Origin of the sequence: Sphingomonas sp. (assembly GCF_048595155.1) — a bacterium.
In the GTDB taxonomy this organism is placed as follows: Bacteria; Pseudomonadota; Alphaproteobacteria; order Sphingomonadales; family Sphingomonadaceae; genus Sphingomonas_I.
The window spans coordinates 15,106-34,104 of the sequence record NZ_JBMDXN010000055.1; the positions used below are offsets into that span (position 1 = coordinate 15,106).

Here is an 18,999-nt window from a genome sequence, read left to right on the forward strand (position 1 = left end):
GCGATCAGTCGCGCAGCAGTTCGTTGATGCCGGTCTTCGATCGCGTCTGCGCATCGACGCGCTTCACGATCACCGCGCAATAAAGGCCGGGGCCGCCATCCTTGCCGGGCAGCGTGCCGGGGACCACCACCGCAAAAGGCGGCACGCGCCCGACGAAGATCTCACCCGTGGCGCGATCGATGATCTTGGTCGACGCCCCGAGATAGACGCCCATCGAGAGCACCGCGCCCTCGCCCACATAACCACCCTCCGCCACTTCGGAGCGGGCGCCGATGAAGCAATTGTCCTCGATCACGACCGGACCGGCCTGAATCGGCTCGAGCACGCCGCCAATGCCGACGCCGCCCGAGATATGGACGTTGCGTCCGATCTGCGCGCAGCTGCCGACGGTCGCCCAGGTATCGACCATCGTGCCCTCGCCGACATAGGCACCGATATTGACGAAGCTCGGCATCAGCACCGCGCCCTTGCCGATGAAGGCGCCATGGCGGACGACGCAGCCGGGCACCGCACGGAAGCCGGCGGCGCGGAAATGCTCCTCATCCCAATGGGCGAATTTGGTCGGCACCTTGTCGAAGGCCGGACCACCGGCAGCGCCGCCCACCATGCGCACATTGTCGTTCAGGCGGAACGACAGCAGCACCGCTTTCTTCAGCCATTGGTTGACCCGCCACGCATCGCCCACCTTCTCGGCGACACGATACGTACCGGCATCGAGACCCGCGAGCGCGGCATCGACCGCCTCCCGCTCCGGCCCCACCGTGGCGGTCGACAGCGTGTCGCGCGCCTCCCAGGCGGAGTCGATCGTGGCTTCAAGCGTCATGCGTCCCCCAATATTTCGTGCAACCAAAGGCCCAGATCCGCGGTCCGGTAATCGATCCCATCCGCTTTGTCGTCTCCGACCTGTTCCGATCCGTTGTCGATCCACAAGGTCGTGATCCCCAGCATCTTGGCCGGTGCGAGATTGCGCGCGAGATCGTCGGCGAAGAGCGCGCGCGTCGGATCGACGCCGAACGCCTCGACCATCGATTGATAAGCGCGCGGATGCGGCTTGGGCTGGTACGCCATGGCGTGGATGTCATGGATCGCCTCGAACGTGCGTGACAGACCGACGCGGGCCAGCACGCGTTCGGCATACGGCGTATCGCCATTGGTGAAGATCAGCTTGCGCCCCGGCAGCCGCGCGATCGCATCCACCAGCCGCCGATCCTCGCGCAGCACATCCATCTCGATCGCGTGAACGTCCTCCAGAAATTCATGCGGGTCGACGCCATGTTCCGCCATCAGGCCGGACAAGGTCGTGCCATGCTGACGGAAATAGCTTTTCTGCAGCGCATAGGCGTCGTCATGCGGCAGGCCAGTCAACCGCGCGACATAGGCGGTCATCCGCTTGTCGATCAGCCCGAACAGGTCCGACGCGGCGGGGTAGAGCGTATTGTCCAGATCGAAGATCCAGGCGTCGATATGGGCGAGAGCGGGGAGCATAAGGCGGCTGGTAGGCGGCGGTTCGATCAGGTTCAACCTTGCGCACGGCAGGTTTGGAGCGGCGGGCGCCCCCCGACATATCGGCGCGCGTTACGATGGATGCTGAAACAAGTTCAGCATGACGGTTGGTTTTTGGAGGGGCCGCCGCGCCTGTTCTACTTCGTCACCCCGAACGTGTTTCAGGGTCCAACGCGACGCGAGCGCCGCGTCCAGGGGAGGGCCAGCGCCGAAGCCATCCTTTCGATCCTACAAATAGCTGGCCAGATCGGCAGGCTCGATCAGCACCTCACGCCGGCCGACATGGTCGGGCGTCGAGATGATGCCCTGCTTCTCCATCCGCTCGATCAGGCGGGCCGCGCTGTTATAGCCGACGCGGAGCTGGCGCTGCAGCCACGACGTCGACGCTTTGCGGTTCTCCACCACCAGCTGCACCGCCTTGCGGTAGGTTGCGGTCTCGGGATCGTCGGGACCCGTCGGCGCGCCCTCGATCTCGTAGCTCCCCTCCAGCGGCTCTTCGGTGACGGCGGAGATATATTCCGGCGGACGCTGCGCCTTCCAGTGATCGGCGACGCCGCGCACCTCGTCGTCCGACACGAATGGGCCGTGGACGCGGACGATCTGCTTGCCGCCCGCGACGTAGAGCATGTCGCCCTTGCCCAGCAATTGCTCCGCACCCTGTTCGTTGAGGATGGTACGCGAATCGATCTTGGACGCGACCTGGAAGCTGATCCGCGTCGGCAAATTGGCCTTGATCACGCCCGTGATGACGTCGACCGACGGGCGCTGCGTCGCCATGATCAGGTGGATGCCGGCCGCGCGCGCCTTTTGCGCCAATCGCTGGATCAGGAATTCGACTTCCTTGCCGGCGGTCATCATCAGGTCGGCCAGCTCGTCGACCACCACCACGATCATCGGCAGCGGTTCATATTCCAGCTTCTCTTCTTCGTAGATGGGCTGGCCGCTATCGGCGTCATACCCCGTCTGCACCCGCCGCCCGAGCGGCTGGCCCTTGGCCTTGGCGGCCTTCACCTTCTCGTTGAACGACGCAAGGCTGCGCACCTGGATCGTCGCCATCATGCGATAGCGCTCCTCCATCTGCTCGACCGTCCACTTCAGCGCACGGATCGCCTTGGCGGGTTCCGTCACGACCGGCGACAGCAGGTGCGGGATATCGTCATAGACGCTGAGTTCCAGCATCTTGGGATCGATCATGATCATGCGGCACTGGTCCGGCGTCAGCCGATAGAGCAGCGACAGGATCATCGCATTCAAGCCGACCGACTTACCCGAGCCGGTGGTGCCGGCGACGAGCAGATGCGGCATCGGGGACAAATCGGCGATCACCGGATCGCCCGCGATATTCTTGCCCAGGATCAGCGCCAAATTTCCGGGCCCCTGATTCTCGAACTGATCGCTGGCGACCAGTTCGGACAATACCACGCTCTCGCGCTTCTGGTTCGGCAGCTCGATGCCGATCACGGTGCGGCCTGGAATGGTCGCGACGCGGGCGGAGAGTGCAGACATGTTGCGCGCGATATCGTCGGCCAGGGCGACGACGCGGCTGGCCTTGATGCCGGCGGCCGGCTCCAGCTCATACATCGTCACGACCGGGCCCGGGCGGACCTCGGTAATGTGGCCGCGGACGTGGAAATCCTCCAGCACCGTTTCCAGCAAGCGGGCGTTGCGCTCCAGCGCGGCCTTGTCGAGCTGTCCCGTCACGGGCGGCGGCGGCGGAGACAGCAGGTCCAGTGTCGGCAGCACCCAGGTGTCGCCAAGATCGAGCTTGGCCTGACGCTCGCGCTGGCCACGATCGCTTGCCGGCGCCTGCCGGACGGGAGTGTTGATCGTAGGACGCGGCGGCTCGACCTCCTCCACCTCGGGTTCGGGCGTCGTGGCGCGCACCTTGGCCGGCGTCTGCCGCAGCGGCCGCGTGACTGAAACGCGCTCTTCGCGGGCCGCGCGTTCGCGCCGCTTGAACAAGGCGGCCCGCTCTTCCGCGTCCAGCCCGAGCGACCACAGAGCGATCGTCACGCCGACAATGCCAAGGATGAGCACTGCCGCGATGCGGATGCCCATCGCCCAGCCGGGCTGCACCATCGCGAGGCCACTATCGATCGCGCTGGCGCCGACCAGGCCGATGCCGCCGCCCGGCCCTGCGGGCAGCACGCCCAACAGGCCGATATGCACCAGCGCCAAAGCGATATCGCATAAGAGCATGGCAAGGATGGTCAGCGGCAAGGCCCGCTTCCATTCGCCCGGATGCACCCCGCGCCACAGGCGCAGCGCCACCACCACGAGCGGTGGGATCAGCAGCACGGCGGGAAGACCGAACAAGGTCAGGAGAAGATCGGCGCTCCACGCGCCGGCCGGGCCCAATATATTGCGGACCGGACCGCCCGCGGCCGTCATCATCGCGGGATCGGTCGGCGAATAGCTGGCCAGCGCAAAGGCGAGCAACATGGCGAAGGCGAGCACCGCCAGCGCGCTCAGCATCGCGCCGCCGCGCTGGCCGATCCGCAGCGCCTGGCCGCGCCAATTGCTCCCGTCCGCGATCCGCGTCGCCATTAGACTGCTATCCCCGTCGAATTGCCTGAATTGTGCCTGAAATGTTCCGGGCGTGCAAACCCGGGCGCGCAGCCGCCGACACGGCTGCGGGGCAGATCACCGCGAAGCCGGCTGTCCCGACCGAGATCAGGGCGTCTTTAGTGGCGGAAGTGACGCATGCCGGTGAACACCATCGCCAGGCCGGCTTCATCGGCGGCCGCGATGACTTCACTGTCGCGCATCGATCCGCCTGGCTGGATCACGGCCGTCGCCCCTGCTTCCACCGCCGCCAGCAGCCCGTCGGCGAAGGGGAAGAAGGCATCGGAGGCAACCGCCGATCCGATCGTGCGCGGTTCCGACCAGCCGGCCTTGTCCGCCGCATCCTTGGCTTTCCAGGCTGCGATACGCGCGCTTTCCAGACGGTTCATCTGGCCGGCGCCGACACCGGCGGTGGCGCCATCCTTGGCGTAGACGATGGCGTTGGACTTCACGTGCTTGGCCACCGTCCAGGCAAAGCGGCAATCGGCCAGTTCCTGGTCGGTCGGCGCGCGCTTTGTGACGACCTTCAGGTCTTCCGCACCGATTGCGCCATTGTCGCGCGTCTGGACGAGCAGGCCGCCCGCGATCGACTTCAGCTGCAATCCGGGACGGCGTGGATCGGGCAGCTCGCCGGTAATGAGCAGGCGCAGATTCTTCTTCTTCGCGAAAACCGCACGCGCCGCATCGTCCGCCGCAGGCGCCGCCACGACTTCGGTGAAGATGCCCGAAATCGCCTCGGCTGTCGGACCGTCGAGCGGACGGTTGACGGCGATGATGCCGCCGAAGGCCGAAACGCTGTCGCACGCAAGCGCGGCCTTATAGGCATCGATCAGCGTGTCCGCCGTAGCGACGCCGCACGGATTGGCATGCTTCACGATGACGACGGTGGGTGGACCATCGCGGAACTCGCTCACCAGCTCCAGCGCGGCATCGGCGTCGTTATAATTATTGTAGCTGAGCTCCTTGCCTTGGAGCTGTTCGGCCTGTGCGATGCCGCGTGCGGACGGGCCAAGCGGCAGATAGAGCGCCGCCTGCTGGTGCGGATTCTCGCCGTAACGCAGCGCGTCCGCCTTGCGGACCGGGATCGACATGGCGTCGGGGAAGGCTTGGCCCTGATCGGCCGCCGCAAACCAGGATGAGATCATCGCATCATAGGTGGCCGTCGCGGCGAAAGCCTTCGCCGCGAACAGCTTGCGCTGATCGAGGTTGGTCGTGCCTTCAGCGACTATGCCATAGTCGGCCGGATCGGTGACGATCGCGACATACGCATGGTTCTTGGCTGCGGAGCGAACCATCGACGGGCCACCGATATCGATATTTTCGATAATCTCGTCCCGCGCCGCGCCCTTGGCCACGGTCTGCGCAAATGGGTAGAGATTGACCACGACCAGATCGATCGCGCCGATCTCATGCGCCGCCATCGCGGCTGCATGTTCGGCATCGTCGCGCACCGCGAGCAGCCCGCCATGGACCTTGGGGTGGAGCGTCTTGACCCGCCCGTCCATCATCTCGGGAAAGCCAGTCAGTTCCGACACGTCCATCACGGTAAGGCCCGCATCGCGCAGTGCCTTGGCGGTCCCGCCGGTCGATACCAGCTCCACGCCCTTTGCAGCCAGGGCCTGTCCCAGCTCGACCAGCCCGGTCTTGTCGGAAACTGAAAGGAGCGCACGCTTGATAATGATATCGGTCATGCGCGCGCCTTTAGCGGACAGTCGCCCGAAGGCCAGCCCCAAAGGCCGTTGGAGTCGGTTTTTGCATGCGGTTCCGGTAGAGCTGGCCTACCCGCAGCATCGATGACGACGCCCACACACCCCGCCAAAGCCCTGCAGGCTTTTCTGCGCAGCGAGACGTCCGGAGGCATCCTTCTGATTGCTGCCGCCGCGCTTGCCCTGCTGGTCGCCAATAGCGGGCTCGCCCCGAGCTATCAGCATGCGCTGCATGTCGAGATTGCCGGCATGTCTGTACTCCACTGGATCAATGACGGGCTGATGGCGCTCTTTTTCCTGCTCGTCGGGCTGGAAATCAAACGCGAATTCCTCGTCGGGCATCTGGCAAGCTGGTCGGATCGGATCCTGCCGGGATTGGCCGCCCTCGGTGGGATGATCGTCCCGGCGCTTCTCTACATGCTGATCGCCGGCCGCACCGAGGGCCTCGCTCGCGGCTGGGCGATCCCCTGCGCCACCGATATCGCCTTTGCGCTGGGCGTGATCGCCATGCTCGGCAAGCGTGTGCCGGTGTCGCTCAAAGTGTTTCTGACCACGGTGGCGATCGTCGATGACATGGGCGCGGTAGCGATCATCGCGCTGGTCTACACGGCCGGGATTAAGCTCGTACCGCTACTGGCCGCGCTGGCGGTGATCGCGGTTATGGCGTTGCTCAATCGGAGTGGCGTGATGCGGCTTTGGCCTTACCTTATCTGCGCCGTCTTGCTGTGGGCGGCCGTCCTGAGCTCGGGCGTGCATGCAACCGTTGCAGGCGTCATTGCGGCAATGATGATTCCGGTCTGCGCGGAGGAGGAAAGCTGTCCGCTGCGTCAGCTGGAACATGCGCTGCATCCCTGGAGCGCCTTCCTGATCGTGCCATTGTTCGGCTTTGCCAATGCCGGCGTGTCCTTCACCGGCATGACCTGGGCGGATATCGTCTCGCCGCTGCCGCTGGCGGTCGCAGCGGGCCTCTTCATCGGCAAGCAGATCGGCGTGCTGGGATCGGTCTGGCTGGCGGTCAGATCGCCCTTGGCAACCAAGCCGGAAGGCGCAAGCTGGCCGCAAATCTATGGCGTGGCGCTGCTGTGCGGCGTCGGCTTTACGATGAGCCTGTTCATTGGCGGGCTGGCGTTCGACCAGCCGCTGCTGATCGACGAAGTGAAGATTGGCGTCCTCGCCGGCTCGCTCATTTCCGCTTTGGCCGGCTACGGGCTGCTGAGAATGACCACCAGCCGCCCATAAGCCTATCCATCGGCAATATGCGCCAGCCGACGCTGGGCATCCTCCATCAACCACACCCGGATCGCACTGGCGAGGTTGACCGGATCGGCGCGTCCGATCCGATCCGCGTCAATCCGCGCCACCAAAGCACTGACAGGCAGCTTGTCCCGATCGGCAGCCCGCTTCAACGCGTCCCAGAAAATCGGCTCGAGACTGACCGAGGTCGCATGACCCGCGATCATCACGGAACGTTTGACAGGCCCCGCCATCCGGCAGGCCTTAATACATGTGCTGGCCGCCGTTGATCGACAGGGTCGATCCCGTGACGAAGGCGCCTTCTTCGGAGCAGAGGAAGGTCACGCCGCGGGCAATTTCATGCGCTTGGCCAAGCCGGCCGACAGGAATCTTGGCGACGATCTTCTGCAGCACCTCCGACGGAACCGCAGCGACCATATCGGTATCGATATAGCCCGGCGCGATTGCGTTCACGGTGATCCCGAAACGCGCGCCCTCCTGCGCCAGCGCCTTGGTGAAGCCGTGAATGCCGGATTTCGCAGCGGCATAGTTGACCTGGCCATATTGGCCAGCCTGGCCGTTGATCGAACCGATATTGACGAAGCGACCGAACTTACGCTCCTTCATCCCGGCGAAGGTCGCCTTGGCCATGTTGAAGCATCCGCCCAGATTGGTGTCGATCACCGCTTTCCAATCGTCATAGCTCATCTTCAGCAACGTGCCGTCGCGGGTAATTCCGGCATTGTTGACGACGATATCGATCGGCCCAAGCACGCGTTCCACCTCGGCCACACCCGCAATGCAGGCTTCGTGGCTCGATACGTCCCATTTGAAGACGGCGATGCCGGTGCGGTCGCTGAACGCATTGGCGCGCTCGTCATTGCCTGCATAATTGGCGGCGACGGTCACACCTTCCGCCTGAAGCGCAAGGCTGATCGCCTCACCGATGCCACGGGTTCCGCCAGTCACGATCGCAACGCGCGCCATCAGTCTCTCCTCTATGTTCGGTGATAGCCTAGGAAGGCGTGGTCCAGCCCGCAAGTTCCCGCCGCAGCAAAAGTTGCAGCATGGCGAGGCCGGGCTCACTGTCGTTCAGGCAGGGCAGGTAAGCGAAGTCGGTGCCGCCGGCGGCGAGGAAGGTTTCCCGGCCACGGATCGCCAGCTCTTCCAGCGTCTCCAGGCAATCGGCGGCAAAGCCTGGCGAGACGATCGCGATCTTGCGAACGCCCTTATCCGGCAGCGCCGCGAGGGTGACGTCGGTGGCAGGCTCCAGCCATTTGGCGCGGCCAAACCTGCTTTGAAAGGTGACAGTCAGCTCGCGCCCCAGCGCCTCGCTGAGCAATCGTCCGGTCTTGCGGCAGTGGCAATGATAGGGGTCGCCCAGTTCCAGCGTCCGTTGCGGCATGCCGTGGAAGCTGGCCAGAATAGCGTCCGGCTCGAACGGCAGGGCGGCAAGGGAGGCCTCGACGCTGGTCTTGAGCGCGCCGATGTAAGCGGGATCGTCATAATAAGGCGGCAGCGTGCGCAAGGCCGGCTGCCAGCGCATCGCGGCCAGAGCGGCGAACGCGACATCGTTCGCGGTCGCGGTCGTGGCCGCGCAATATTGCGGATATAGCGGCGCGACGAGGATGCGCTCGCAGCCCGCCGCTTTCATCGCGCGCAGCTTATCGCCGATCGCAGGCCGGCCATAGCGCATGGCATGTTCCACCATCACGTTATCGCCAAAAGCGGTCCGCAAGGCCGCCGCCTGCAAGGCGGTAATGGCCGCGAGCGGCGAGCCGTCTTCCCGCCACACCTGGGCATAAGCATGCGCGGACTTCTTGGGCCGCGTGCGCAGGATGATCCCGCGCAGGATCGGCTGCCACAAGATCTGCGGTATCTCCACCACCCGCCGATCGGACAGGAATTCGGCCAGATAGCGCCGCACGGCCGGCGCGTCGGCGGCATCCGGCGTCCCCAAATTGGTGATCAGCACGCCGATCTTGGGCGTGGGAATCGGGGGATGATCGGGCGGGGGCGTCATGCGATGTGCAGCGGCAGCGCCCGCAACCGCTTGCCCGTCGCCGAGAAAATGGCATTGGCGATGGCGGGGGCGGCGACCGGCACACCAAGCTCCGCAACCCCGCCGGGCGCTTCGTTGGACGCGATGAGTTCAACCTGCACTTCCGGCATATCCTTCAGCCGCGGCAATGCGAGCGCATCGAAGTTGGTCTGTTCCGACAGGCCACGCGCATAGGTTACCCGATCGCCGAGCACCGATGCGAGCCCCCAGACCAGGCCGCTTTCGATCTGCTGGCGCACGATATCGGGATTGATCAGCCGTCCCGCATCCACCGCGGCCACCATCCGGGCGACCTTGATGCGGCTGCCTTCCAGCGACGCCTGCACAAACAGGGCGATATGGCTGCCGAAGGCGGAATGACAGGCCAGCCCCTCGCCCGATTTCGCCTTTCCCGTCCAGCCACCCGCCGCGGCGGCCTGCGCAAGGCAACGGCCCAGCCTTGGCGCGCTGCCCAGTTGTCGGCTGCGAAAGGTCAAAGGATCCTGCCCAGCGCGCGCGGCCAGTTCATCCATGAAGGATTCGGTGAAGAAGGCGCTGTAGGCGTGGGCACCCGAACGCCAGATGCCGGACGGCAGCGCGGTGTCCGCGACCGACTGCTCAATTCGCACGGCAGGAATCACATAAGGCGGGACCGCCCCTTCGACAGCGGCAGCATCGGTTCCCGCAGCACCATGTCCCGTCAGACGCCGCACGGCGTCACCGGCCGCGGCTACGGTCGCAAGATGGGCGCGCCAGCCGAGTATCTGCCCCTGCCCTCCCAGTTTCGCGGTTAGCCGCGCCCGCGCGGGCGCGCCGTGGCGGCCGCGCCGCAATTCTTCGGTCCGGCTCCACATCACTTGCACCGGGCGCTTGGCCTGGACGGCCAGCACCGCCGCTTGAATCGCGGCATCATGTTCCAACTTGCGGCCGAAGCCGCCGCCGACCAGCGCGGGATAGATGACAACATTCTCGATGCCGGTCGCCGCGCTGATGGCGGCGCGGGCAAGGCCGGGGGCCTGCGTCGGCATCCATATCTCCAGCCGCTCGCGATCGGCCCGCGCAGTTGCCACCAGCGGCTCGATCGTCGCATGGGCCTGCACCGGCACATCATAGACGGCTTCGATCAATCCAGAGCCGGCGAGTATTTCGTCCGGATTGCCCGCCTTGGCGACCGTTTTTCCGCCAGCGCCCAGAGCAGCATCGAGCGCGCGTCCAATCGCGCCACTGTCGATCAGCGCCCCCTCGCTTTCGAAGCGAGGATGCATCGCGTCGATCGCGCGATCCGCAGCCCACCAATTGTTGGCCAGGGCCGCGATCCATCCCTCACCCCGTACCACGCCGGTGACGCCCCACACTTTGTCGGCCGCGGCCATGTCTTGCGCGACAAGGCGGCTCCCGTCGATCGGGCCATGGCGAACGCTCGCATAAAGCATGTTGGGCAGTCGCACGTCCCCGGCGAAGCGGGCCGTTCCATCCACCTTCGCCGGCAGATCCACGCGCGGCATCGACTTGCCGGAAATATTGCCCTCGCCAGGCCGCCGCAACGGCGCCTTGACGGGCGGCTTGAATGTCGCGGCCTCCGCCGCCAGCTCGCCAAAGCGAAAACGATCGTCGCCGCGCACGACGAAGCCGGCTTCGGTATCGCACGCCTGCCAATCGACGCCCAGCCGCTTGCCGGCCGCCATCGACAGCAACGCCCGCGCAAGCGCGCCCGCTTCGCGAAATGATGGCTCGAACGCGCGCACAGATGTGGACCCTGCCGTGATCATCAGCGCGTGGCGGGTGGCCCATTCCCGCGCCGCCCAACTTCCGATCCCCCGCAAGAAGTGGGGGACATGGGCGGCACCATAGTCTCCCGCGATCAGACGATTGGCGTAAAGGGGGCTGATCGGCGCTGGCTCGACCGCAATCTGCCGCCAATCCGCTCCCAGTTCGTCCGCAAGGGCCTGCGGTAAGGCCGTCCAGATACCCTGCCCCATCTCCGCCTGCGGCACGATTACCGTCACGCGCCCGGCGGTATCGATCTTGAGGAACGCGCCCAACACGGTCTCACCGGGCAGCGCCGCGACATTGGGCGAATATTCGCGCGGCCATAACTCCCAGCCCAGGAGAAGGCCGACGCCCAGCCCCCCGCCAATCAGCAGGGTGCGCCGATCGAAACCCGCATCTTTCATGTCCGGCGCAACCATCCCGGCCCTGATAGGGTGCGGGCCGGGGCCCGTCACCCTCTTCCTAAGTCGTATCGTCCGACACCCCGCTTGAGGTCCTGCAGGCGCCTCAACGGGCGGAGGGCGGCTCCACCGGATCCATCAGTTTGCGCGTGAAATAGGTCATTTCCAGCGCGATCGCGCGCGCCGCCTGTTTCAGGTTGGCGCCGGCCGCGTGCCCGCCTTCGGTATTCTCCCAATACAGATAAGGCAGGCCATATTCCTTCATGCGGGCGGCGAATTTGCGCGCCTGCACCGGGCCGACGCGATCGTCCTTGGTCGTGGTCCAGATGAAGGGTTCGGGATATTTCCCGTCGCGGCGCAGCGCCTGATAGGGCGACGTCTTTTCCCAGAAAGCGCGTTCGGCCGGTACACTCATGCTGCCATATTCGCCGACCCAGGATGATCCTGCCGACAATTGTTCGTAGCGCAGCATATCGAGCAGCGGGATTTCGATCGCGACCGCATTCCACAGATCGGGCCGCTGCGTCATCTCGACTCCCATCAGCAGGCCGCCGTTGGACCCGCCGTAAATGCCCAGCCGCCGCGGCGAGGTGATACGACGCTTGATCAGATCCTCCGCCACGCTGGCGAAATCGTCATAGATGACCTGACGCTTCGTCTTCAGCCCGGCCTCATGCCAGGCGGGGCCAAACTCGCCGCCGCCGCGGATATTGGCGAGGACATAGGCGCCGCCTTTCTCGAGCCACAGCTTGCCGCGTGTACTCTGGTACACCGGTGTCTCGGAGACCTGGAAGCCGCCATAGGCATTGAGCAGGGTCGGCGTGCTGCCGTCATATTTGATGTCCGCCCGATGGACGATGAAGTATGGGATTTTCGTGCCGTCCTTGGATGTCGCCTCGAACTGCTCCGTCACCAGGCCGGCGGCGTTGAAGCGCCCCGGCATCGCCTTGATCTCGCGCGCGCTCGCCTGCGCGGCATCGGCCAGCCACAAGGTGGTGGGCACGGTGAAGCTCTGCACGTTCAGATAGGCATCCTCGCTCAGGCGATCGGTACTGACGATGCCGATCGACGCATTGTCCGGCAGCGGGATGCGCTTGGCCGTCCAGCCGGAAGCACCAGGCGCGAAGCTCAAGGCCTGACCACGAACATTGTCATAAATCACCGCCAGCACATGGCCGCGCGTTGTCGAGACCTCGTCGATCGACTGGCGCGGCCCCGGCGCGAAGATCAGCTGCTGTTCGGCCACCTTGCCATTCGCGATCCGGTAGCCGACGAGCGAGCCGGCCTTCAGGCCCTTCCAGTCCTGATCGATGCGCAGCAGCAATTGGTTGGCGGCAAAGCCCTGCAGCCGGAACTTGGTCGGCAGATCGAGCTTGGTCGTCTTCGCGCCGTCGACCGCGAACAGTTCAGATTCGAAGAAGGTGACCCCGCGTTCGATCACGGTCAGACGATTGCCCTGACCATCGACGAAGCTGTTGGGATCCGCGCTGACGTCGGTCGACTTGCCGCGGAAGATTTCGACGGCCTGCTCCAGCGGCTGGCCGCGGCGCAGCCGCTTGACCACGAAGGGATAGCTGGATGCGGTCATCGTGCCCGGGCCCCAGTCGCGCGCGACGAGCAGGCTATCCGCACTCTCCCACGTCAGGTTCTGCTTGGAGGTCGGCAGGGTGAACCCATTCGGCACCATCGCCGCAGAACCGAGATCGAATTCCCGCTGCGTGGTCGCGTCCTCGCCGCCGTTGGAAAGGTTGAGCAGGCAGAGCCGCTCGCCGACCGGTTCGCAATTGGCGCCCTTCCATACCCAACCCGTCTTCTCCGCGGTGCTGAGCGCATCCAGATCCAGCAAGGTGCGCCATTGCGGCGTGGCGGAGGCATAGCTGGCCGGCGTCGTCGTCCGCCAAATGCCGTGCACATGATTCGCGTCCTGCCAGAAATTGGTGATCTGGTCGCCGATCTGGTTCGGCATCGGAATACGATCGGTCGCTTCGGCAATCTTGACCGCATCCGCATAGAGGCCGGCATAGCGAGGATCCGTTTCCAGCACGGCGAGCGACCGGCTGTTCTCCTTCTCCACCCACTGCAGCGACTCGGGCGAGGAGATCTGCTCGAGCCAGATGTAAGGATCGTTCTGGGGAGGGGCAGCGACGCTCATCGCGGGGAGCGACGAGAGGAGGAAAGCAAGCAACAATCCGCGACGAGACGAAGCCATCTGAAATCCTTTTGAAACATGGCTCGTTCCTCGCGCGCGCGCAAAGCGCGGTCAATGGCAGTCCAGCCGTTTGCCGCTGCGCTTGGCCTCAGCTAGAGCGCGCCCATGAGCCTTCTTGTTCTGGCCGCCGCACAAGCGGGCCATCTTTCTTTCGCCGACCTGCATCTGTCGCCGGTGGCCGTCGACCTCGGCATCTTCAAGATCCGGTGGTACAGCCTGGCCTATATCGCCGGCATCCTGGTTGGCTGGTGGTACCTGACCCGGCTGGTTCAACAGCCAGGCGCGCCGATGACGCGCGAGCATGCCGACGATTTCGTCTTCTACGCGACGCTGGGCATCATCCTGGGCGGACGGATCATCTACGTCATCTTCTACGATCCATGGATGCTGGCCACGCCGCTGCAGGTCTTCAAATTATGGGACGGCGGCATGTCCTTCCACGGCGGCGCCCTGGGCGTTGTCATCGCCATCTGGTGGCTGGCGCGGCGCAACGGCCTGTCGATGATCCGCGTCCTGGATTATGTCGCCTGCTGCAGCCCGTTCGGGCTCTTCTTCGGGCGTATCGCCAATTTCGTGAATGGGGAATTGTGGGGCCGGGTCACCGACGTGTCCTGGGCCATCATATTCCCGAGCGCGGATGCAGGCCCCTATCCGCGTCATCCCAGCCAGCTGTATGAGGCCGGCCTGGAGGGGATCGTGCTGTTCGCAATCCTGGCCTACCTCTTCTGGCGGACGCAGGCGCGCTACAAGCCCGGCCTGCTGCTGGGCGTCTTCCTGGTCGGCTATGGGGCTGCGCGCTTCTTCGTGGAGTTCTTCCGGGAACCCGACGTGCAACTGGGCATCCTTTCCTGGGGTCTTTCGATGGGCCAGACCCTGTCTGCGCCGATGATCATCGTGGGTGCCTGGTTCATCGTGACCGCGGAAAAGCGGCGCGTGCGCGTGGAGCCCATTGCCGGCGATGCCAGCGTCTCCTGATCTGGCCGGAAGGCTGGCCGCGCTGATCGAGGCAGAGGGCCCGATCTCGATCGAGCGGTTCATGGCGGCCGCCAACGCGCATTACTACGCCACCCGCCCGGCGATCGGCGCCGCCGGGGATTTCATTACCGCGCCCGAGATAAGCCAGATGTTCGGCGAGATGATCGGACTTGCCCTGGCCGACCTGTGGCAGCGTGCCGGCCGCCCCGCGGAGACCGTGCTGGTCGAGCTCGGCCCCGGCCGGGGCACGCTGGCCGCCGACATGCTGCGGGCGATGAAGGTGGCCGGGCTGGTGCCGCAGCTTCACCTGGTTGAGACCAGCCCCCTGCTGCGAGCGATGCAGGCGGAACGGCTGCCCGATGCGGTCTGGCACGACGGGATCGAGACGCTGCCCTGCGGCAAACCGCTGCTGATCGTCGCCAATGAATTTTTCGACGCACTGCCGATCCGCCAGTTCATCAGGGCCGGTAGCGGGTGGCATGAGCGCCTGGTCCAGCTGCGCGGTACCAATTTCGAACCGGTCGTGGGGCCGCTCGCCACGTCGGCCTCGCCGCCGGTCGGTACGTCCGAAGCGACGGACGGCACCATCCTTGAGAGCAATCCCAGCGCGCGTGGGCTGATCGCGGCACTGACCCGTCGGCTCGCCGAGCAAGGCGGTGCGTTGCTGGCGATCGACTATGGCTATCATGACGGCGCCTTCGGCGACACGCTGCAGGCGGTGCAGGACCATCGCTTTGCCGACCCGTTCCAGGAGCCCGGCACGCGGGACCTGACCGCCCATGTCGACTTTTCCGCGCTCGCACGATCGGCGCGGGAGGCAGGGGGAACCGTCTGGGGGCCGGCCGAGCAGGGGCAGTGGCTGATCGCGCTGGGCCTGAGCAATCGCGCGGCGATGCTGGCGCGACGCGCGCCCGATCAGGCCGATGCCATCGGCCAAGCCTATCGCCGCCTCACCCATCCCGATGCGATGGGCGAGCTGTTCAAGGTGATGGCGGTCACTGCCCCGAACTGGCCAGAGCCCGGAGGATTCTGAGATGATACGTCCTTATCAGGCGCACGCGCTGGCCGCCGTGCCGCACGGCTTCCTGGGACGACAAGGCGGCGTGTCGCAGGGCATCTTCGCGGGGTTGAACGTGGGCCTCGGCTCCAGCGACGATCCCGCAGCGGTTCAGGAGAATCGCCGACGCGCCACCGCCGCCGTGCTGCCGGGTGCCACGCTCGCCACCGTCCATCAGGTCCATTCCGCCACGGCGGTCATCGCGACCGGATCAATGGAGGCGGATGCGCGACCGCAGGCGGATGCGCTCGTCACCGACCGGCCTGGCCTGCTGCTGGGGATCCTGACCGCCGATTGCGTGCCGGTGCTGCTGGCGGATACCGAGGCTGGCGTCGTCGGCGCGGCGCATGCCGGCTGGAAAGGCGCGTTGGCTGGCGTGACCGACGCGACGATCGCGGCGATGGAAGGTCTGGGCGCGCGTCGGAACGCCATTGCCGCCGCGATCGGGCCGTGCATCGCCCGCGCTTCCTATGAGGTGGACGATGGCTTCGCCGCACGTTTCGAGCAGGCGGATCCCGCCAACGAACGCTTCTTCACCCCGGGCCGCGCCGGCCATCAGCAGTTCGACATCGAAGCCTATGTGCTGGCACGGCTCGCCGCCGCCGGCATCGGCCGGATCGAGGCGCTGGGCTTGGACACCTATGCCGACGAACAGGCCTTCTTTAGCTATCGCCGCGCGACCCATCATGGCGAAGCGGATTATGGCCGCGAGATTTCGCTCATCGGTTTGCCGGTCTGAGCCATCGCGCCCGCCGTCTATTGACGCAATGTTCCTGTTATGATCCACTTGATGCCAGACGGACGGTGGGCCGGCTGAGTCGACGGAGGCGATGATGAAATTGGCCTTGCTCGTGATGGCGATGATGGCAGCGACATCGCTCCATGCGGGACGGCCGATTGCCCATACGCAATATCGTTGGGAATCGGCCGGTGGAGGGGCGGATCCACGGCTGATCGAAGTGCCAGACAGCCAGATGATCGGCGAATATCAGGATTGGGAGGTTCTGAAGAGCAGCAGCCTTATATCGGCGCTGACCCGCAACGACGCGGGCTCCCTGTTCGGGCGGATGTGCGACGGGGAGAGCTGCACCTATTATCTCAATGCCACCGCCGAGTGCGACGCTGGGCAGGTCTATCCCGGCCTGATCAATGGATCGAACGGTGCCATGGGGCTGACGCTGCGCTGTGCCCACATCAAGGAAGCCGGCGAACCTTATGCAATCCTGCTGATCGATGAGGATCTGTCCGACGAGCTGGCGGACACGGACGAGATCAGCATCACCATCCCGTTGGCGAACGGCGGCGTCGCGACATCGCGCTTCTCCATGGCGGGCGCCGCGGACGCCCAGCAGGATATGCTGGACAATGCGGGCGAGGATCGCCTGCCCGCAGCGGAGACGATCTGACCGCGCGACGCCCTACGGCGCCACCGCCGCCTTAGAAAGGCAGCCAGCTGCCCTTCTCGCGAAACCGCATATAGCCGACATTGGCGCCCAGGCGCACGCCCACACCCAGCCGGATCGGAACCACGACGATGTGGCCGCGGCGCAGATAGGAGGCGGTGAACCCGCCCACGACGTAGACATTGCCCTCGGCCGCGGGGAAGCGGTGGTACAGATCCTGCGTGTCGTCCAGATTATAGACCAGCACGAAGGTCTTGGCGGCGTTGGCGCCCAGATCGAAGCCGATCGACGGGCCTGTCCAGAAAACCGGGCGCTGGCCCTCAATCTTGTGGAACAGGGTGCCGGAGCCGTATCGCAGGCCAACCGCGACCGCGCCGCCGGCTTCGCTGCCGGCGATATAGGCGTTCGGCCGCCCCTGCTCCTTGAAGATCTTTTCGATCAGGCCGGCGAGCCCGGCCGCACCCTTGCCGAACACGCCTTCCGCGGCGCCGAGCACGTCGCCCTGCTCATAGGTGCCCCCGGCGGAGGCATCGCGCGCCGAATGTTCCGCGCGCGAGGGCGGTTGCGCGGGCTGGCCATCGGCGGGAGGCACTTGGCGCTGATCCTCCGGACGCGGCGAATCGGCCGGGGACGCCGGCTCGTCCTCCATCGGCGGCGGCGGCGGTGCGGGCGGATCGGCCACCGGCGCGGCCGGCGCCGGAGCGGCCATGGTACCCGCATTGTTGGGATCGACCGTGCGGACCTGCGCGACCGCTGTCGAGGCCATCAGCGCCGTCGCCAGGATCATGCTTGTGGTTCTACCGATCATATCATCCCCTTCAAATCCACCCCATGATAGCGGCCCCGGCGCTTTCCCTGCAATGAACAGTGATCCGAGCGTTGATTGGCGCGAAACGTCTCGCTATAGCCCGCGGCCTGCCAGCATCCGGAGACGTGGGTGAGCGGCTGAAACCAACGCTTTGCTAAAGCGTCATACGGGAAACCGTATCGAGGGTTCGAATCCCTCCGTCTCCGCCAAAACCTGCTGATTTTCCATGACAATCTAAAAAATCAGCAGATTTTGCCCACTTCTATGCCCAATTTTGACTTGGCTTGCCGCGAACGTTTCTGAACTTCGCGTGCACTTGGCGGGGGACTTGCTCCCACCTTACTATGCCTGCGATAGCGTCATCGATTCCGCGGCCCGAAACGCGCAAACCTGGCTAGCTGACCCTAAGTGAGGCAGATCGGAGCTGTTAAAGTGAAATCGCTGCTCTTGCGTATCGGTAAGTTCTGCGCGGTTGGAGGTTGGGTGTGACGGCGGAAGTTGAAGCAGACGAACCGCTCGACTGGAGTCTGTTGATCTCGGCCATGGAGGCTGTCCTCCTGCTGGAATCCCGGTTCGGTGGCATCACCGGCGCCAAGGCGGAACTCGCTGATAGAATGCGAGATGGAATTCTGCAGGTCTATGCCCGCAAAGCCTGGGACTCCTGCGAGCGCGATGTCGCTGCCGCATGGGAAGAGGATCCAGACGAGGGCATTGCGTCTTACGCAATAGAATTTGAGCTAACGGTCCTCCCTGGCGCGTGGAGGCGAAGCAAGCAGTGGCTTGTTGATATATCGGAATGGCGTTGGCCTAGCGGCCGATTTTCCACAGTTCAGCGTCGCGCTCCCATGCTCCGCTACATGTTCGAAGCCATCCATTTCCAGCGCGCGGAAATCGAGGCTCTCCGCGATGGCACCACGCACTCAGCAAATCATGGACATGAGCGTCTATTAAAAAGCGCAGCGGCTGAGGATGAAACCGCCGGCAAGTCTGCGGGCGGGAAGTCAGCTAAAATTGACCTAGGTGGCCGGCCAAAAGACGAAGATCGTTGGATAAACTTTTGGCACTGCGTGATCAAGTTTGCAAAAGATGGGCTGTTGACTGACACCCACTTCCCCACGAAGGCGGCGCTAAATCGTGGTATACGTGACGAGATGACGACCCCGTTCTCCGAAAATGCGATTAAACGCAAAGTCGCTCAGGTATACAAAATATTTATCGATCCTCGTACGACGCTGGACGACTAGGTTTTTGCCCGGTTAGTGTCCGGTTCGTAGACGGTTCGTGGCCTGACGGCCCGTCCGCTGACGTTCAATTGGTTCGCTCCGCCG

Annotated in this window: 16 protein-coding genes and 1 tRNA gene; 7 read left to right on the top strand and 10 right to left on the bottom strand. The window is 64.9% G+C overall.

Annotated features, from left to right (window positions below):
• Window positions 1–4 precede the first annotated feature (4 nt).
• The 4 genes from dapD to purH all read right to left on the bottom strand — a co-directional run bounded on the left by dapD (window position 5) and on the right by purH (window position 5,759).
• Complete coding sequence (dapD, locus tag ACOJSI_RS08800; protein ID WP_420137896.1) at window positions 5–823, bottom strand: 2,3,4,5-tetrahydropyridine-2,6-dicarboxylate N-succinyltransferase; 819 nt, start codon at window positions 821–823, stop codon at window positions 5–7.
• Complete coding sequence (locus ACOJSI_RS08805; RefSeq protein WP_420137897.1) at window positions 820–1,485, bottom strand: pyrimidine 5'-nucleotidase; 666 nt, start codon at window positions 1,483–1,485, stop codon at window positions 820–822. Before ACOJSI_RS08805 ends, dapD begins: the two co-directional genes overlap by 4 nt.
• 246 nt (window positions 1,486–1,731) lie before the next feature.
• Window positions 1,732–4,050: a DNA translocase FtsK gene (locus ACOJSI_RS08810; protein ID WP_420137898.1), complete on the bottom strand. Its 2,319-nt coding sequence runs from the start codon at window positions 4,048–4,050 to the stop codon at window positions 1,732–1,734.
• Window positions 4,051–4,187: 137 nt separating this feature from the next.
• A complete protein-coding gene (purH, locus tag ACOJSI_RS08815) occupies window positions 4,188–5,759 on the bottom strand; it encodes a bifunctional phosphoribosylaminoimidazolecarboxamide formyltransferase/IMP cyclohydrolase (protein WP_420137899.1) in 1,572 nt (523 codons plus the stop codon).
• A gap of 102 nt (window positions 5,760–5,861) precedes the next feature.
• Here purH and nhaA point away from each other — a divergent pair, with 102 nt between their 5' ends.
• Window positions 5,862–7,013 (top strand): Na+/H+ antiporter NhaA, encoded by a 1,152-nt coding sequence (gene nhaA, locus ACOJSI_RS08820; protein WP_420137900.1) that lies wholly within the window; start codon window positions 5,862–5,864, stop codon window positions 7,011–7,013.
• A gap of 2 nt (window positions 7,014–7,015) precedes the next feature.
• Here the strand turns inward: nhaA and ACOJSI_RS08825 are convergent, their stop codons facing one another.
• The 5 genes from ACOJSI_RS08825 to ACOJSI_RS08845 form a co-directional block, all read right to left on the bottom strand.
• Window positions 7,016–7,261, bottom strand: coding sequence for a ribbon-helix-helix domain-containing protein (locus ACOJSI_RS08825; RefSeq protein ID WP_420137901.1), 246 nt, complete (start codon window positions 7,259–7,261; stop codon window positions 7,016–7,018).
• Window positions 7,262–7,271: 10 nt separating this feature from the next.
• On the bottom strand, window positions 7,272–7,994 hold the full coding sequence (gene phbB, locus ACOJSI_RS08830; protein WP_420137902.1) for an acetoacetyl-CoA reductase: 723 nt from the start codon (window positions 7,992–7,994) through the stop codon (window positions 7,272–7,274).
• A 28-nt stretch (window positions 7,995–8,022) separates the two neighbouring features.
• Window positions 8,023–9,030 (bottom strand): ferrochelatase, encoded by a 1,008-nt coding sequence (hemH, locus tag ACOJSI_RS08835; protein ID WP_420137903.1) that lies wholly within the window; start codon window positions 9,028–9,030, stop codon window positions 8,023–8,025.
• Window positions 9,027–11,222, bottom strand: a complete 2,196-nt coding sequence (locus tag ACOJSI_RS08840; RefSeq protein WP_420137904.1) for a molybdopterin cofactor-binding domain-containing protein — start codon at window positions 11,220–11,222, stop codon at window positions 9,027–9,029. Before ACOJSI_RS08840 ends, hemH begins: the two co-directional genes overlap by 4 nt.
• A gap of 103 nt (window positions 11,223–11,325) precedes the next feature.
• Window positions 11,326–13,428, bottom strand: a complete 2,103-nt coding sequence (locus ACOJSI_RS08845; protein ID WP_420137905.1) for a prolyl oligopeptidase family serine peptidase — start codon at window positions 13,426–13,428, stop codon at window positions 11,326–11,328.
• 105 nt (window positions 13,429–13,533) lie between these two features.
• Between ACOJSI_RS08845 and lgt the strand changes: the two genes are divergently transcribed.
• From lgt to ACOJSI_RS08865, 4 genes are all read left to right on the top strand, one after another.
• Window positions 13,534–14,403 (top strand): prolipoprotein diacylglyceryl transferase, encoded by an 870-nt coding sequence (lgt, locus tag ACOJSI_RS08850; protein ID WP_420137906.1) that lies wholly within the window; start codon window positions 13,534–13,536, stop codon window positions 14,401–14,403.
• Window positions 14,387–15,436 carry a class I SAM-dependent methyltransferase gene (locus ACOJSI_RS08855; protein ID WP_420137907.1) on the top strand — a complete coding sequence of 350 codons (1,050 nt, stop codon included), beginning with the start codon at window positions 14,387–14,389 and terminating at the stop codon, window positions 15,434–15,436. Before lgt ends, ACOJSI_RS08855 begins: the two co-directional genes overlap by 17 nt.
• A 1-nt stretch (window position 15,437) precedes the next feature.
• Window positions 15,438–16,199 carry a peptidoglycan editing factor PgeF gene (pgeF, locus tag ACOJSI_RS08860; RefSeq protein ID WP_420137908.1) on the top strand — a complete coding sequence of 254 codons (762 nt, stop codon included), beginning with the start codon at window positions 15,438–15,440 and terminating at the stop codon, window positions 16,197–16,199.
• Window positions 16,200–16,293: 94 nt separating this feature from the next.
• Window positions 16,294–16,866, top strand: a complete 573-nt coding sequence (locus ACOJSI_RS08865; protein ID WP_420137909.1) for a hypothetical protein — start codon at window positions 16,294–16,296, stop codon at window positions 16,864–16,866.
• A 31-nt stretch (window positions 16,867–16,897) separates the two neighbouring features.
• Here ACOJSI_RS08865 and ACOJSI_RS08870 read toward each other — a convergent pair whose 3' ends face one another.
• Window positions 16,898–17,671 carry a DUF1134 domain-containing protein gene (locus ACOJSI_RS08870; RefSeq protein ID WP_420137910.1) on the bottom strand — a complete coding sequence of 258 codons (774 nt, stop codon included), beginning with the start codon at window positions 17,669–17,671 and terminating at the stop codon, window positions 16,898–16,900.
• 119 nt (window positions 17,672–17,790) lie between these two features.
• Between ACOJSI_RS08870 and ACOJSI_RS08875 the strand changes: the two genes are divergently transcribed.
• Together ACOJSI_RS08875 and ACOJSI_RS08880 are read left to right on the top strand one after the other, a co-directional pair.
• Window positions 17,791–17,880 (top strand) — tRNA-Ser (locus ACOJSI_RS08875).
• 276 nt (window positions 17,881–18,156) lie between these two features.
• Window positions 18,157–18,915, top strand: coding sequence for a hypothetical protein (locus ACOJSI_RS08880; protein WP_420137911.1), 759 nt, complete (start codon window positions 18,157–18,159; stop codon window positions 18,913–18,915).
• Window positions 18,916–18,999: the final 84 nt, after the last annotated feature.